We start from the raw sequence: 15,438 nt of genomic DNA on the forward strand, positions 1-15,438 counted from the left end.
AGGGTGGGGACACCCCACGGCGCGGACGTCCAGGCCGAGCCGGTCGGATGCCGAAATGGCGGTTCTCATCGCCGGTCAGGAGTGTGTCGAGTGAGCGTGCATGGAGCGGCCGACGACGTGGATGTGCTCATCGTCGGCGCGGGAGCATCAGGTGGTGTCGCCGCGCTCGAGCTGGCGGGTCGGGGCTTCCGGGTCGTCTGCCTCGAGCAGGGTGAATGGGCGCTGCCGGACGATTTCACCGGCGGCAAGCCGTCGTGGGAGCTGTCCCGGCTCAAGCAGTGGCACCCCAGCCCGAACATCCGCGGCCGCGAGGCGGACTACCCCGTCAACTCAGCGGAGAGCCCGCTCGAACCACTCATGTTCAACGGTGTCGGAGGCAGCACCATCATGTTCTCCGGGCACTGGGTGAGGGCGTTGCCCTCGGACTTCCGCGTGCGCACGCTCGACGGTGTCGCCGACGACTGGCCGTTCACCTATGAAGACCTTCGGCCGTTCTACGACGAGGTGACGCGTCACATCGGCGCCTCGGGACTCGAAGGGGACCCGGCGTACCCCGATGCGCACGCCTTTCCGCTGCCGCCGATGCCGATCGGAAAGTACGGCCTGGCCGCGGCCAGGGGGATGGACAAGCTCGGCTGGCACTGGTGGCCGGCGCCGAATGCGATCGCGTCCCGCAAGTTCCGCAACCGGCCCGCCTGCATGAGGTACGGCGCCTGCGAGTCAGGGTGCCCGACCGGTGCCAAGGCGAGCACCGACTTCACTCATTGGCGAGATGCGATCGCCGTCGGCGCGGTGCTGGTTACTGGCGCTCGGGTACGGCAACTCACGGTGAACGGGCAGGGTTTGGTGACGGGCGCCGAGTACATCGACCGTGAGGGGGTGGTGCGGCACCAAGCCGCCGGCGTCACCGTCCTCGCCGCCAATGGCGTCGGCACTCCGCGCCTCCTTCTCAACTCGGCGTCCTCGCGATTCCCCGGCGGACTCGCGAATTCGTCCGGCCTGGTGGGCAAGCGGCTCATGGTCCACCCGTACGCGTCGGTCTACGGTGCCTACGAGGACGACCTCGAGAGTCACCTCGGACCGACCGGCCAGGCTCTGCAGTCGCTCCAGTTCTACGAGACCGACACCAGCCGGGGTTTCGTCCGCGGCGCGAAGTGGAACCTGATGCCGACGGGCGGCCCGCTCACCCACACACTGTGGGAACCGGGCCAGGACTGGCGCGAAGGCTTCGGCTCGGCCTTTCACACGCGGCTACGGAGCACCTTCGGACGCTACACCGAGTGGGGGATCACCACCGAGGACCTGCCCGAAGAGCACAACGAGGTGGTGCTCGACCCCGACCTGACCGACTCGGACGGCATCCCGGCCCCGAAGATCCGTTACCGGATCAGCGAGAACACCCGGCGGATGCTGGACTTCCACGTCGCCCGGGCGACCGAGGCGCACGAAGCGGCAGGTGCGCTCTCGGTCAACCCGATCCCCGTGGTTCGCGAGAGCGGGTGGCACCTGCTCGGCACCGCGCGGATGGGCGCCGATCCGGCATCGTCGGTCGTCGACGAGTACGGCCGGTCCCACGACATCCCCAACCTCTTCATCATCGACGGCAGCACCTTCGTCACATCGACCGGAGTCAATCCGACGGCCACGCTCATGGCCGTCGCGCTGCGAGCGATGCGCCACCTCGTCGACGACCGGCACAACCAGATCACTGCCTCCTGACGGCTGCCTCCCGACGACTGCCTCCTGATCACTGCCTCCTGAGGAGTCCGCATGCTCGATTCCGACCAGGGCGACACCTTCGCGGTGATCGCCGACGTACTCATCCCCGCCTTGGACCCGATGCCCTCCGCGACCGCGGCCGGCGTACCCGGCGTGTTCATCGACCAGGTGCTGGGCTACCGACGAGACCTCGTCGAAGCCTTCGGCCTCGCACTCACCGCCTGTGTCGGCAGGGACCCGGAAGCGGCGCTCGACGAGCTCGCGAGCGAGCACCCGGATCAGTTCGAGGCGCTCACCCTGCTCACCGCGGGCGCCTATTTCCAGAGCCCGTTGGTGAAGAAGGCGCTCGCCTACGAGCCGGCCCCTCGGGCCGTCCAGGACGACGTCGACACCTACGTCGACATGCTCGAGGCCGTCGTCGAACGCGGCTTCCAGAACCGCTGACCAAGACCTTCGCTCACGAGGACACCGACCATGACACAACCGCGAGAACTCGCGCACTACATCGACGGCGACCCGTGGCAGGGAACCGGCGAGCCCACTCAAGAGGTAGTCAACCCCGCGACCGGCGAGGTCATCGCCTACGCACGGCGCGGCACGGCGGCGGACGTCGACCGAGCCGTCGCCGCCGCCACAGCGGCCTCTGACGCGTGGGGTCGCAAGACGCCCAAGGAACGCGCCGACGAACTGCTCGCGGCAGCATCCGTGATCGAGGCGCACGCCCAAGAGCTGGCCGACATCGAGTCCCGGAACGCCGGCAAGCCCAAGGAACTCGCTGCCTTCGACGTCGCCGGGACGATCGACACCTTCCAGTTCATGGCCGGCGCGGCTCGCGCCCAACTCGGCGTGAGTGCGGGGGAATACGTCGAGGGCCGAACGTCGATGATCGTCCGTGAGCCCGTCGGGGTGGTCGGTGCGATCACGCCATGGAACTACCCGCTGCTGATGGCTGCCTGGAAACTGGGACCGATTCTCGCGGCCGGCAACACGTGTGTGCTCAAGCCCTCGGAGCAGACACCGCTGAGCACCCTGCGACTGGCCGAGTTGCTCACCGACGTGCTTCCGGCAGGCGTGCTGAACATCGTCACCGGCGACGGCGCTGTCGTCGGCCAGGCGCTGGCGACTCACCCCGGCATAGCCCTGCTGTCGGTCACCGGCAGCGTGCGCAGCGGCCGGGCCGTTGCTCGCGCTGCGGCCGACTCGCTCAAGCGGGTGCACCTCGAACTCGGAGGTAAGGCGCCTGTACTGGTCTTCGCCGATGCCGACCTCGACGCCGTTGCCGACGGTGTCATCTTCGCCGGATTCGGGAACTCCGGTCAGGACTGCGGCGCCGCCTGTCGGGTGCTCGTGGAGGCATCCGTCCACGACGACCTGATCGCCCGTCTGGTCACACGAGCCGAGGCAATGGTCGTGGGCGACCCCGCTGACGGTGACAAGGTCGAGATGGGTCCACTGGTCTCGAAGGATCACCGCGACCGCGTACTTGCGGCGCTCGACCGGGCGTACGCCGAGGGTGCGCGTGCCGCGGTCGGTGGCTGCGCGCCTGACCGTGACGGCTACTTCGTCCTGCCGACCGTGCTCGTGGATGTTCCGGAGGGGGCCGAGTGCACCCGGGAGGAGATCTTCGGCCCGGTGGTCACGGTCGAGACATTCACCGACGAGGACGCCGCGATCGCGGCCGCGAACGGCACGCCGTACGGGCTGTCGGCCTCGGTCTGGACCGAGAACGCACGGCGCGCGGCAGACCTGCCGACCCGCCTGGACTTCGGCACGGTCTGGGTCAACGACCACCTCGCGTTCGCAACGGAGATGCCGTGGGGCGGTTTCAAGTCCTCCGGGTACGGCCGAGACCTGTCGTCGTACGCCCTCGACGACTACTCGCGGACCAAGCACGTCATGGTGAACCGGTCCCGGTAGGGCCCAGAGCTGAGAGATGACGAGATGACTCAACTGCGTGAAGAGCGCGGCTCCTCGGGCACCGACATCGAGGAGTCCACCATCCAGCAGATTCCGCCGGATCAGCGACACGGCCGCAGCCGCGACATGTTCACCATCTGGTTCGGCACCAACATTATGGTCCTGAGCATCGTCACCGGTGCCCTCGCCACCACCGTGTTCGCCCAGCCCGTATGGTCGGCGGCGCTGGCGATCGTGATCGGCAACCTGTTCGGTGCGATCTTCATGGCTCTGCATTCGGCGCAGGGGCCGAGGCTCGGCGTCCCTCAGATGGTGCAGACAAAGGGCCAGTTCGGTGCCTGGGGCTCGGTGCTCATCGTCGCCGTCGTGGTCTGCATGTACCTGGGCTTCTTCATTTCGATCCTCGTCTTCGGCGGCGAGTCACTGGCCTCGGTCATCCCCGCCCTCGGCACATCGGGCGGCATCGTCGTACTCGCGATCACCAGCCTCGCGGCGGCGATCTGGGGCTATTCGCTGATCCACGCCTACGCGCGCGTCATGACCATCGCCTCCGGACTGGCCCTGATCCTCGCGCTCGTCTGGGCATTCGGTGTGCACCACGTCCCGCCGCACTTCTTCCACAGCGGCGGAGCGACCCTGGCGGGATTCATGGGCACGGTCTCGGCATCCGCGGTGTGGCAGATCGCTTACGCCCCGTACGTCTCGGACTACTCGCGTTACCTGCCGGCCGAGACGGGCTCCAAGCCGGCCTTCTGGATGAGCTATTGGGGCACCACGATCGGCTCCATCCTTCCGATGTTCCTCGGCGCCGGAATCGGGGTGCTGATGCCAACCGCCGACCCCGTGGTTGCACTCGCCAAGGCCACGGCCGGGATCAGCGTGCTCGTGGTCGCCGTGTTCAGCATCGGTGTGGCTGCGACCAACGCAATGAATCTGTACTGCAGCACGCTGTGCACGATCACCATCGTGCAGACCTTCGCTCCGCGGTTCACGGCACGCAGCCGTGAGCGTGCTCTCATCGCCGTCGCACTGGTCGCCCTCTCACTCACGGTCGCGCTGACGATCGGCACCCACTTCGTGAGCGTCTACAACAACTTCCTGACGCTGCTCCTCGGTTCGCTCGTGCCATGGACCGCGGTCAATCTGGTCGACTTCTACCTGGTCCGGCACGGTGACTACGAGGTCGGCGACTTCTTCCGCGCCGACGGCGGCCGATACGGGCTGGTGAACTGGCCCGCCGTCATCTGCTACCTCGTGGGCGTAGGCGTCCAGATCCCGTTCATGGTGATCGGCACGTACTACACAGGCCCGATCGCGAGGGCGCTCAACAACACCGACGTCTCCTTCATGGCCGGGCTTGTCATCGTCTCACCGCTCTACTACTTCACGGTCAAAGCCGTCGAACGGCGCAAGGCGCATGCAGGACGCTCCGCAGCCGTCACCGTCCCGAACACCCTGATCGGAGCCATCAGCGATGAGTAACCACCAGATGAGCAACCACCATCCGATCGGTGCCACTGAGGCCACCGTGGTACCGCGATTTGCCGGGGCGAGCACCTTCGCCCGGATCCCGACCATCGACGCGGTACCGGACTACGACATCGCCGTCCTCGGCGTTCCATTCGACGGCGGTACCTCGTATCGACCGGGGGCCCGCTTCGGCCCGATGGGTGTCCGCCAGGCATCACGTCATCTGCGCCCGCGTTTCCATGTCGAGCTCGACACGGCGCCGTTGGAGCAGATGCAGGTGGCCGACGCCGGCGACGTTCCGTGCACGCCCTACTCCATCGACGATGCGATGCAACAGATCGAGCAGGCAGCGCGGGAGGTGGTCGGTGAGCGCGACCGCCGACTGGTCACGATCGGCGGTGACCACACGGTCGCACTGCCGATGCTGCGGGCCGCGGCGGACAAGTACGGGCCGATCGCACTGGTCCACTTCGACGCTCACCTCGACACCTGGGACACCTACTTCAACGCGCCGACCACCCACGGCACGGTGTTCCGTCGGGCTTTCGAGGACGGTCTGCTCGCTGAGGACAAGTCGATCCACGTGGGAATCCGCGGTCCCATCTACGACCGGCTCGACCTGGTCGATGACGCCTCTTTCGGCTTCCGGGTGATCCGGGCCGGTGACCTCGACGTGCTCGGGATCGAAGGCGCGGTGGACGTCGTGCGCCGACGCGTGGGCGATGCCCCTGTCTATGTGTCGGTCGACATCGACGTCCTCGACCCCGCGTTCGCGCCGGGCACCGGCACACCGGAGATGGGTGGACTCAACAGCCGCGAACTGCTGCGCATGCTGCGTGCGCTCGACGGCTTGAACATCGTCGGCGCCGACGTCGTGGAGACCGCGCCGGCGTACGACCACGCCGAGATCACCTGCGTGGCGGCCGCGACCGTCGCGTTCGACCTCATCACGCTGATGGCCAAGACTGCGTGTGCCGATAAATCATCCGGCCAGGTCAGGACTTGATCGTCGATGACAAGTCCCTCAGCTGCAGAGCTGGCCGCGCCCATGTTTGTTTCACGTGGACAGCGGGCGGCATCATGACCTGTCGTGCTGCTGCGCCTGGCCCACCTCGCCGTGACCAACACCTTCGCGCTCCTACGGCTGCTGCCGATGAGCGACCGGGACAAGGACATCGAGATCCTCGCGTTGCGTCACCAGCTCGCCGTCCTGCAGCGTCGGCCCGGCAACCAGCGCCCCGGTTTTCAGGCGGCCGACCGCGCCTTCCTAGCCGCTCTCCTCACCCCGCTGCCACGAGCCGCCCTGCGCCGGCTGCGGCTCATCGTCTCCCCGGACACTGTCCTGCGCTGGCACCGCGACTTCATGAATAACCGTCACGTCCGTCTCAGCCGCAACCGGCGTCCCGGCCGCCCCCGCACAGTCACTTCCGTCCGCCGCCTCATACTCCGCCTCGCCGAGGAAAACCCCACCTGGGGATACCGGCGTATCCACGGAAATCCTCAAGGCCGAAGGCGTCGATCCTGCGACCCAGCGCTCGAACGTCACCTGGGCCACCTTCCTGCACTCCCAGGCCGAGGCCATCCTCGCAATGGACTTCATCGAGACCGTCACCCTCAGCGGGCAGCGTCAGTACATCCTCGCCGCCATCCACCACGCCCACCGAGGCGTCCGTGTACTCGGCACCACCGCGCATCCCACCCACGCCTGGGTCACCCAGGCAATCAAGAACCTGGTCATGGACCTCGAAGATGCCGGACAGCTCGCCGCCATCAAGTTCATGATCCGCGACCGCGACGCGAAATACCCCGCTGTCATCGACGAGATCCTCGGCCAGGCCGGGATCCGTACCGTGCTCACCGCCGTCCGCACGCCGCGCATGAACTCAATCATGGAACGCTGGGTTCGCAGCCTGCGCCGTGAACTCCTCGATCGCGCCCTGCTCTGGAACGAAGCCCACCTCCGGCGAGCGCTCCGCGAGTACGAGCAGCACTACAACCATCACCGCACCCACCGCACACTGCAGGCTGCCGCGCCTCTCCACGCCGTCCCCGAACCGCTCGAACCAGTACAGATCGAGCGTCTTGGCATACGCCGACGCGACCGTCTCGGCGGCGTGCTCCACGAGTACCAACACGCTTCCTGACCTGCAACGGCGTAATTATCGGCACGCACAACCTGCTGGCAGGGGCCAGCGTGTCACGCGGCGTCGGCGATACCTCGGGGGCATCCTGTGGGCACGGGCGGTCGGGGGGCAGCCGACGAGAAGGGTCCAGTCATGCGGGTGTCGTCTCAGGGCGTTACGGTCGTGGCTCTCCTGGCGGATCCGGATGCGCCGACGGAGATCGCGCAGCGCATGGCCCAGACACTTACTGCTCGGCTCGCCGACAAGTCGGGCCAGGGGCGACGGTTCGACGTCGAGGTGGTCAGTGAGCCCTTCACCGCAGGGACCGAGGACTTGCCCACCTTGATGCGCCGGATCATGGACCGCGGAAGAGCTGAGAATTGGGACATCGTCGTGGCCCTCACCGACCTTCCGCTGCACACGCACGGGCGCAAGCTCGTTGTGAATCTGAGTCACGAACACGGCTTGGCGCTGTTGTCTCTTCCCTCTCTGGGGGGCTTTCGGCTGTATACGAGGGCTCGGCGGGCCGTGGAAGAAGCCGTGCTGGGCTTGGCAGGTCCGAAGGCTACTGGGGCTCAAGGACCTCCGCAGAGCCAGCCGCTGCTGGGGCCCTTCGCCGGTCGACTCGCGCCCATCCACCCGGTCCCGGTCGGTGGGGAGGAGACCGCCGATCTTCGGTACGTCGTCAGCGGGCCCCGCGGTTACCTGCGGGTGCTCGCCGGTATGGTCCGCGCCAACCGACCGTGGCGGTTGGTGCCGGGTCTGTCGAAAGCCCTGGCGGCCGCACTTGCCACGGGAGCAGTCGCCACCGTGAACTCCACTGCCTGGAGCCTGGCCGAGGCCCTGAGCGCGCCGCGCCTCGTGATCGCCATGGTCGGGTCCGTCGGGGTCATGATCGGCTGGCTGATCGTAGACGCGCAGCTATGGCATCGCTCAGCAGAGGGCTCACTGGAGGCGAGGCAGAGGGCGAGACTCTACAACGCCTCGACGGTCGTGACCGTGGGTATCGGGGTGCTCGTCTGCTACGTGGGCTTGATGGTCATCAACTTGGTGTGGGCGCTGTTTATCCTCAACGACCAAGTGTTCGCTTCCATGACACGAACCCCGCTGCACGCAACGGGCTACTGGACGTTGTCATGGTTCGTCGCTTCGGTCGCAACGGTGGGCGGCGCACTGGGATCGGGCTTGGAGAGCGACGAGGCGATCCGGGCAGCCGCCTACTCCAAGCGCGAACAGGAACGTCGCCTCATGCTCCAGGACGACCACGGTGACTATTTAGCCTAGCTAACCATCTGCTGTCCACGATCACGGAGGAACTTCACCGCACAGTTCTCCCCTTTCCACACGCTCCACGCCGCGCAGTTCCTCCCGGCCGCCATCGTGTACGACGACTGCCCGGAGCATCTGCGCAACGGGTACGGGGTCCCGGACATCGACCGGCTGGTCCCCGAGGACGCGGACGCCTGTCCTGATGACGGTCGACGGGCAGCGCAGCGTGTTCGGAGGCCGGCTCGATGAGGAACTGCGCAACGTCGAGGACCAGGTAGCCGCCACCGGCCGCGCCCGGGCCACCATCCAGCTGGTGCTGGGGCAGGTGCCACACGGTCGCGAGGGCCGGGCGCGGATGCTCGACATCGTCTACGAGCTCCGTGACGACCCGCGTGCGATCGCCGGCGTTCTCGCCTCACCACTGCGGCGCTGCGCGAGGTGGGCCTGCAGCGGCCGGCGGACGCGTGGGTCGGGCAGTGACAGTGGGCATAGGGTCCGGACGCCACGCCGCGGGAGGTCATGCCCGACGAGGAGCGACCGACCGCGTCACACTGACAGCAGGTGTGCCGACGAGGCGAGGTGGTCGCGGATGAAGTTCGGAGTATCGACATTTGTCACCGATGAGGGCATTGGCCCCGCGGCGTTGGGACCCGCCCTGGAGGAGCGTGGGTTCGACTCCCTGCTGCTGGCCGAGCACTCGCATATTCCGGTCAAGCGGGAGTCCCCGTACCCGGGGGGCGGTGAGCTGCCGCGGATCTACTACCGGACGCTCGACCCGTTCGTGGCGCTCGCCGCGGCCGCCTCGGTGACCCGTGACCTGCTCCTGGGCACCGGCATCGCTCTGGTGATCCAGCGCGATCCGATCCACACCGCGAAGGAGGTCGCCTCCCTCGATCTGATCTCCGGCGGCCGGGCCGTGTTTGGGGTCGGCGCGGGCTGGAACCGCGAGGAGATGCGCAACCACGGGACGGATCCAGCCGTCCGCGGGCGGCTCATGGACGAACGCATCCGCGCGATGATCGAGCTGTGGACCAAGGAGGAGGCCGAGTTCCATGGCGAATTCGTCGACTTCGATCCCGTCTACGCCTGGCCCAAGCCGGTCCAGAAGCCCCATCCGCCCATCTGGGTCGGGGGCGACAGCGAGCGCGCTTTCGAACGCGTCGCCGCGTACGGTGCGGCGTGGATGCCGAGCGATCTGCCGCTCGAGAAGCTGGGTGAACGCATCGCGCGTATGCGGCGGACGGCCGGTGACCGCCCGTCCGTCGTGGTGTACGCGGGCCGGCACGACCGCAAGGCGCTCGACACCTACGCCGAACTCGGCGTCGAACGCGTCCTGCTGTATCTGCCGACCCTGCCGGAGAACGAGACGCTGCGCACCCTGGACGAACTGGCCGAGGCCACGTCCAGCCACCGGTGACAGCTCGCGGCTGCCGCTGAATAGGAGCTGACCGTGCCGGACATGGCCGGGGACGAGGCGCGCCGCCGGTTCATGACCGCGCGGGTGGCGCGCCTGGCGACGGTGGACGCGGGCCTGCGCCCGCATCTGGTGCCGGTCGTCTTCGCGGCCCACGGCGAGGAGATCGTCACCGCCGTCGACTGGAAGCCGAAGAGGTCGCAGCAGCTGAAACGCTTGGACAACATCGCGGCCCACCCGGCTGTCTGCCTGCTCGTCGACGCGTACGACGAGGACTGGGAGCGGCTGTGGTGGGTCCGCGCGGACGGTGACGCCCGCGTGCTGCCGCCCGGCACCCAGGGCGAGTACCCGGCGGCCGTCGCCCTGTTGCGGGAGAAGTACGCGCCGTACCGGCAGCGACCGCCGACCGGTCCGGCGCTCGTGATCGCCGTCCGCCGGTGGCACGGCTGGCGCGCCGCGTCGGGGGGGTGACCGTAAGGCAGGAGACACGCCGCCCCCGGCATCACCAGAAGCGGCACCATCACGGCTCGTCGTCGCCGTCATTCGGCTACCCGACACCGCCGTTGCCCCGGAGGAGCTGGGTGTCCATCCGCCCGCCGTCCCGACACCGCTCATCTCCGCCGGCGCGCGGCGAACGCCGCAGCTCAGCCAGGCCCGCTCGTGCTGCTCCGTCTCACCTACCTGACCGCTGCTCACCTCTTCGCCGCTCTGGGCCTGCCGCGCACGAGTGACCACGCCAAGGCCGCAGAAATCCTCGCCCTACGCCACCAGCTCTCTCTTCTCGAGCGCCAACTCGAGTCGCAGAAAGTAAAGTTCAGCCCCCGTAGACCGGGTCGTCCTCGCCGCGCTCCTGGCCCCGCTCCCCCGTGCGGTGCTGCGCGGCTACTGCTACTCGTCCCTCCGGACACCATCTTGCGATGGCATCACGACCTGCTCCGGCGGCGCCACGCGAGAACCTCCTGCAACAAGCAGCCCGGGCGCCCCGCACCGTCCGCTCCATCCGAGCCCTCGTCCTGCACCTGGCCCGCGAGACACGAGATTGGGCAGCGGTGTTCAGTTACTCGGGAGTCGCCGAGTAACTGGCGTGTTCGATGTTCACGAGATTGGGTTCTGGCTCAACTTCTGTGAAGCGACGCCATGCCCGTCCGTCCGCGGCTGTCCGCACAGCCGGTCCAACCTCCTGACGTGGCGGTTTCTGCGTCATCACGGCACCGACTCGCCAGGCGGCGAGACGCCATCACAGAAGTTGGGACAGAACCAGTTCTGGTTCTGTGCGAAGGCCAGGTGCCCGGTGTCTGCGGGGCGGGCCTTGGCCCGCGATGGCCCGGTCCGGTCAGCTCGAGCCGTTGGGGTGGAGGACGACCTTGGTCCAGCCGTCGTCACGGGCGTCGAAGTGCTGGTAGCCGGCGGGGGCCTGGTCCAGCGGCAGCTCGTGGGAGACGATCCATGAGGGCTTGGCCTTGCCCTGCTCTATCAGGGCGCACAGCTGTCGGTTGTATGCCTTGACGTTGGCCTGGCCGGTCCCCATCGACTGGCCCTTAAACCAGTGCAGGCCGTAGTCGAAGGCGACCTCGCCCTCCGCCTTGTACAGCTTGTCCGGGCTCCCCGGGTCGTGCGGCACGAAGACACCCACGACCCCAATCGTCCCGGTGAACTTCACCGAGTGCACCAGGTTGTTGAGCGTCAGGTTCGGGTGCTCGACACCCTGAGGGTCGTGCGCCTGGTAGCCCACGCACTCACAGCCACGGTCCGCCCCCAGACCGTTGGTGAGTTCGTTGATCTGGTCGATCGGCGAGGCCTTGGAGTCATCGATGGGAATCGCACCGATCTGCTCTGCGAGCGCGAGCCGGTCCGGGTGACGGTCGACGACCATCACCTGCGCGGCGCTCTTGAGATTTGCCGACAGCGCCGCCATCAGACCGACCGGGCCCGCGCCATAGATGACAACGGTCTCGCCCGGCTGCACGCCGGCCAGCTCCGTGCAGTGCCAGCCGGTCGGGAAGATGTCGGACAGCATCACGTAGTCGGTCTGCTTCTCGCGCGCCTCCTCCGGCAGCACCAGGCAGTTGGAGTCTCCGTACGGAACCCGCAGGAACTCTGCCTGACCGCCGCTGTAGGGGCCCATTCCCGCGAAGCCGTATGCGGCACCGGCCATCGTCGGATCCACCGGCGTGGTCAGGCAGAAGGCCGTCAGCCCGTTGTCACAGTTGCGGCAGAACCCGCAACTGATGTTGAACGGCAAACAGACCAGGTCCCCCACCCGCACACGGTCCACGCCATCGCCGACCTCGATGACCTCCCCCATGTTCTCGTGGCCCAGGACACGCCCCGTCTCCATGTCCGTGCGCCCCTCATACATATGCAGGTCCGACCCGCAAATGTTGGTGGAAGTGATCTTCACCAGCACATCCGTCGGCCGCTCGATCCTCGCGTCCGGCACATCCTGCACGTTCACCGAACGTGGCCCGTCATACACCAGAGCCTTCATGGGATTCTCTCCTCCTGTCCGATATTTCGAATATCGATGGAAGGAACAAAATTCGCGAATGAACCAACATGCGCCGCGCGAAACGCCCACGCAGGACGCACGGGGCTGCTAGCGCCAGTACGCACTGGCAGGTTTCGCAAAGTACTCACTCGAAATTGACGCGAGCAACTCACCGGGGAGGAACTCATCGGGGAGGCGCACGGCCTCAATGGCCGGGCCGCTGCATCACGTTGCCTTTTCAGCCGCAGCATTAGACGCAGCAGGGGAGCCCCGCGGACTCACTTCAAGCCTCCCACCGGGACTCTGCATGTCAACTGGAGACTGAGGTTTTCTCAGCGGTGATCACTCCCAAATTCCGTTGAGGACGAAATGAGTTCTCGCCGGGTCTCGCGGCTCGATATGGCCGTGGTCGTCGGCTTGGCCTTGGTCGTCATCGCTGCCGTGTTCGCCCTCTTCTACGGCAGCGCCGAGGCGCCGGGGACAACACGGGCTGACCCAACCCCCAGCCCACACGCACCCCGGACGGCGTACTCATGCTGCCCGGGGTGCGATGTTTTGTCAGTGGCCCACTGCGAGGGCATGACCGTGATCCCCGCGTTCGACGCCGAACTGCACGACCGGGTACTGCGCGATCAGAGCGCAGCCGGACGCTCGGACGTTCTCCGGCCACGCCTGGTTCGGATAGGCGACGTTCTCCGGCGTGGCCTCGTTTACTGGGCGACGTTCGAGACGGCCTCGCGGCTGGGTCCTCTCGTTTGCCAGGGATTCCTCGGCCTGTCCGGCACACAGTGAGCTCATTCAGCGTTGCCGCTCCAGGGTGAGGACGGCCGCGGCGATTGACGACATTCGATTCAGTCTGCACCGGGCTATGCAGAAGACCCGCCAGGACTTCAGGCGGGCCACTCCGCTCCACCGGTGCCCGCGCCCCCGAGAGAGCGCGGTTGATCGTTCGTTGGGTTGGCGTGAGGTCGCGGCCCGGCTGGCGTCTGAGGGGTGTCATCACCCACGGGCCAGCTGCCATGTAGGCGCGGTCGGCGAGGACGGGGACACCGTGGCGTTCGCAGATCCGGATGATCCGGTGGGTCGGGCCGCGGTCAGGTCGTGGGCACGGCCGGGCAGTTCAGGCGAGATCCAAGGCAGCCGCCTGGCAGGATCGCTCACTACCTGCACGTTCTCCCCGTGCCGATGATGCTTTTGGGAGTAGTCGGCCCGGCCGTCACCAGGGCGGTCGCACGCCGCCAGGTGGTCGATCAGGACCTAGTCCTGCTCGGATTCGCGCAGGGCACGCAGGAGGCCGGGCGCACGGTGGCGAGCAGGTCGACGACGAGCTGCCGTGTATGCGTGGGCGGTGCCGACGGAGATACCGAAGCCGGCAGCGAGTTGGCGGACACCAATCCCCTCACCCGATCAGTCGCCACGCTGAAAGAGCTCAGTGGTAGCGCCGTGCAACTCGGCGTATCAGCCCGACACATCGCTGGTTGTGGTCGCAGAAAGTCAGCATTGCCAGCTTGCCACGGACCGGGCTTGATTGACGGGGTCTGGCGTAGCTGGTCGATTCGCCAGTGGACGGCGTGATCTGGATCAAGAATGTGCCGCCCCTGCGGCCCCCGGAGCACCAGACCAGCCAGCGGCGGTGCAGCCCCCCGGACGGGGCGTCGGGCAGCCAGCCCGCTAGGGCGTGTTTCAGATGTGGATCTTGAGGTGAGATGATCTTGTTCTGTGGCACGTGGAGACATGACGGATGCACAGTGGGCTCGGCTGGAGCCGTTGTTGCCGGTGGGCGTGAAGCCGGGGCGGCCGCCGGTGCATCCCAAACGGCAGTTGATCGACGGCATACGGTGGCGGACCCGGGCCGGTACGCCGTGGCGCGATGTTCCGGAACGGTACGGGTCTTGGCAGACCGTATACGGGCTGTTCCGGCGCTGGCAGCGCGACGGAACCTGGAAGCACATCCTGGAGCAGCTCCAGGCCCGGGCGGACGCCGACGGGCTGATCGCCTGGGATGTGTCGGTCGACTCCACGATCGCCCGTGCCCACCAGCACGCTGCGGGCGCGCGGAAAAAGGGGTCTGCAAAAGGAGCCCCCGGGCGGCGTCGGAATCGAGCCCGAAGACCACGGGCTCGGCCGGTCGCGCGGCGGCCTGACCACCAAGGTCCACCTCGCAGTCGAGCAGGGGCAGAAACCTCTGTCGCTGATCATCACGGCCGGGCAGCGGGGCGATTCCCCGCAGTTCCAGGCGGTGTTGAAGCAGATCCGGGTCCCCCGGCTCGGGCCCGGGCGGCCTCGTAACCGCCCGGACAAGGTCCGCGCCGATAAGGCGTATGGCTCGCGGGCGAACCGGGCCTACCTGCGACGACGCGGGATCGGCTGCACGATCCCGGAGAAACGTGACCAGATCGCCAACCGCCTCAAACGCGGGATCCACGGCGGTCGGCCGCCGAAGTTTGACAAGGCCGACTACCGCGAGCGGCACGCGGTCGAGTGCGGGATCGGTCGGTTGAAACGCCACCGCGCGGTCGCGACGAGATACGACAAACTCGCCGTTCGCTACGAAGCGACCCTGACCATCGCGGCCATCAACGAGTGGCTGTGACCAGCACATCTGAAACACGCCCTAGGCCCGGCACAGCACTAGCGTGACGACCCGGTCTTGGCGAACTGGTCGACGATGGCCCGGCAGAAGGCTGGCAGGTCCGCCGGCGAGCGGCCGGAGATGAATTGTCCGTCGATGACGACTTCCCGTCGACGACCTCGGCCCCGGCGTTGCGCAGGTCAGTGCGCACACTGGGCCAGGAGGCGAGTCGGCGTCCGCGCACATGAGCAGCCTTTGCACCTTGGCGAGATCAGCGGCGGGCGGGACGGCCAGGACGACCATGCCGAACCGTTCTATGCCCTCGCCGTTGACTCCGAGTCCTGAAACGCGTTGATCACGTACTGCCGTGCAGCTCCAGGAAGGGCCCTCGCCCTCCTAGTTCTCGGTCGTAGGTCGGAGCTGGACCGGACCAGAGACCGATGGCGCCGGCCCGAACGGTTGCTAG

15 protein-coding genes and 1 pseudogene are annotated in these 15,438 nt (G+C 67.4%); 11 read left to right on the plus strand and 5 right to left on the minus strand.

Annotated elements, in window-relative coordinates:
• Positions 1-90 precede the first annotated feature (90 nt).
• The 5 genes from OG758_RS11620 to speB are packed head-to-tail and all read left to right on the plus strand — an operon-like array spanning position 91 to position 6,112.
• Positions 91-1,719, plus strand: a complete 1,629-nt coding sequence (locus tag OG758_RS11620; protein ID WP_326709922.1) for a GMC family oxidoreductase — start codon at positions 91-93, stop codon at positions 1,717-1,719.
• A 51-nt stretch (positions 1,720-1,770) separates the two neighbouring features.
• On the plus strand, positions 1,771-2,163 hold the full coding sequence (locus OG758_RS11625; RefSeq protein ID WP_326709923.1) for a hypothetical protein: 393 nt from the start codon (positions 1,771-1,773) through the stop codon (positions 2,161-2,163).
• 30 nt (positions 2,164-2,193) lie between these two features.
• The gene (locus OG758_RS11630; RefSeq protein WP_326709924.1) at positions 2,194-3,636 is read left to right on the plus strand and encodes an aminobutyraldehyde dehydrogenase; all 1,443 of its coding nucleotides are present in this window, start codon (positions 2,194-2,196) and stop codon (positions 3,634-3,636) included.
• A gap of 24 nt (positions 3,637-3,660) precedes the next feature.
• Positions 3,661-5,118, plus strand: coding sequence for a purine-cytosine permease family protein (locus OG758_RS11635; protein ID WP_326709925.1), 1,458 nt, complete (start codon positions 3,661-3,663; stop codon positions 5,116-5,118).
• Entirely contained in the window at positions 5,111-6,112 is a 1,002-nt protein-coding gene (gene speB / locus OG758_RS11640) for an agmatinase (RefSeq protein WP_326709926.1), read from the plus strand. The genes OG758_RS11635 and speB overlap by 8 nt, the downstream gene beginning before the upstream one ends.
• A 261-nt stretch (positions 6,113-6,373) precedes the next feature.
• Here speB and OG758_RS11645 read toward each other — a convergent pair whose 3' ends face one another.
• Positions 6,374-6,706 carry a hypothetical protein gene (locus OG758_RS11645; RefSeq protein WP_326709927.1) on the minus strand — a complete coding sequence of 111 codons (333 nt, stop codon included), beginning with the start codon at positions 6,704-6,706 and terminating at the stop codon, positions 6,374-6,376.
• Here OG758_RS11645 and OG758_RS11650 point away from each other — a divergent pair.
• The 5 genes from OG758_RS11650 to OG758_RS11670 all read left to right on the plus strand — a co-directional run bounded on the left by OG758_RS11650 (position 6,696) and on the right by OG758_RS11670 (position 10,991).
• The gene (locus tag OG758_RS11650) at positions 6,696-7,250 is read left to right on the plus strand and encodes an integrase core domain-containing protein (protein WP_326709928.1); all 555 of its coding nucleotides are present in this window, start codon (positions 6,696-6,698) and stop codon (positions 7,248-7,250) included. The two genes, OG758_RS11645 and OG758_RS11650, sit on opposite strands and share 11 nt — an antisense overlap.
• Positions 7,251-7,382: 132 nt before the next feature.
• Complete coding sequence (locus OG758_RS11655; protein ID WP_326709929.1) at positions 7,383-8,513, plus strand: hypothetical protein; 1,131 nt, start codon at positions 7,383-7,385, stop codon at positions 8,511-8,513.
• A 574-nt stretch (positions 8,514-9,087) separates the two neighbouring features.
• Positions 9,088-9,915, plus strand: coding sequence for an LLM class F420-dependent oxidoreductase (locus OG758_RS11660; RefSeq protein WP_326709930.1), 828 nt, complete (start codon positions 9,088-9,090; stop codon positions 9,913-9,915).
• A gap of 33 nt (positions 9,916-9,948) precedes the next feature.
• Positions 9,949-10,383, plus strand: coding sequence for a TIGR03668 family PPOX class F420-dependent oxidoreductase (locus tag OG758_RS11665; RefSeq protein ID WP_199842036.1), 435 nt, complete (start codon positions 9,949-9,951; stop codon positions 10,381-10,383).
• Between the two features lie 446 nt (positions 10,384-10,829).
• Positions 10,830-10,991 carry a hypothetical protein gene (locus OG758_RS11670; RefSeq protein ID WP_326709931.1) on the plus strand — a complete coding sequence of 54 codons (162 nt, stop codon included), beginning with the start codon at positions 10,830-10,832 and terminating at the stop codon, positions 10,989-10,991.
• Positions 10,992-11,245: 254 nt separating this feature from the next.
• Here the strand turns inward: OG758_RS11670 and OG758_RS11675 are convergent, their stop codons facing one another.
• From OG758_RS11675 to OG758_RS48995, 3 genes are all read right to left on the minus strand, one after another.
• A complete protein-coding gene (locus OG758_RS11675; protein ID WP_326709932.1) occupies positions 11,246-12,400 on the minus strand; it encodes a glutathione-independent formaldehyde dehydrogenase in 1,155 nt (384 codons plus the stop codon).
• A 430-nt stretch (positions 12,401-12,830) separates the two neighbouring features.
• On the minus strand, positions 12,831-13,421 hold the full coding sequence (locus OG758_RS48990; RefSeq protein ID WP_442810293.1) for a hypothetical protein: 591 nt from the start codon (positions 13,419-13,421) through the stop codon (positions 12,831-12,833).
• Positions 13,400-13,654, minus strand: a complete 255-nt coding sequence (locus OG758_RS48995) for a transposase family protein (RefSeq protein WP_442810420.1) — start codon at positions 13,652-13,654, stop codon at positions 13,400-13,402. The genes OG758_RS48990 and OG758_RS48995 overlap by 22 nt, the downstream gene beginning before the upstream one ends.
• A 465-nt stretch (positions 13,655-14,119) precedes the next feature.
• Here OG758_RS48995 and OG758_RS11685 point away from each other — a divergent pair.
• A protein-coding gene (locus OG758_RS11685) for an IS5 family transposase (protein ID WP_326709857.1) occupies positions 14,120-14,993 on the plus strand; the annotation gives its coding sequence in 2 pieces (ribosomal slippage) (positions 14,120-14,508 and positions 14,507-14,993; 876 coding nt in all).
• Between the two features lie 38 nt (positions 14,994-15,031).
• On the opposite strand, the pseudogene OG758_RS11690 reads toward OG758_RS11685, so the two are convergent.
• A pseudogene (locus OG758_RS11690) lies at positions 15,032-15,216 on the minus strand (DJ-1/PfpI family protein); the annotation flags it as partial.
• Positions 15,217-15,438 lie beyond the last annotated feature (222 nt).

Source organism: Streptomyces sp. NBC_01474, from assembly GCF_035918215.1.
GTDB classification, from domain to species: Bacteria; Actinomycetota; Actinomycetes; order Streptomycetales; family Streptomycetaceae; genus Streptomyces; species Streptomyces aureus.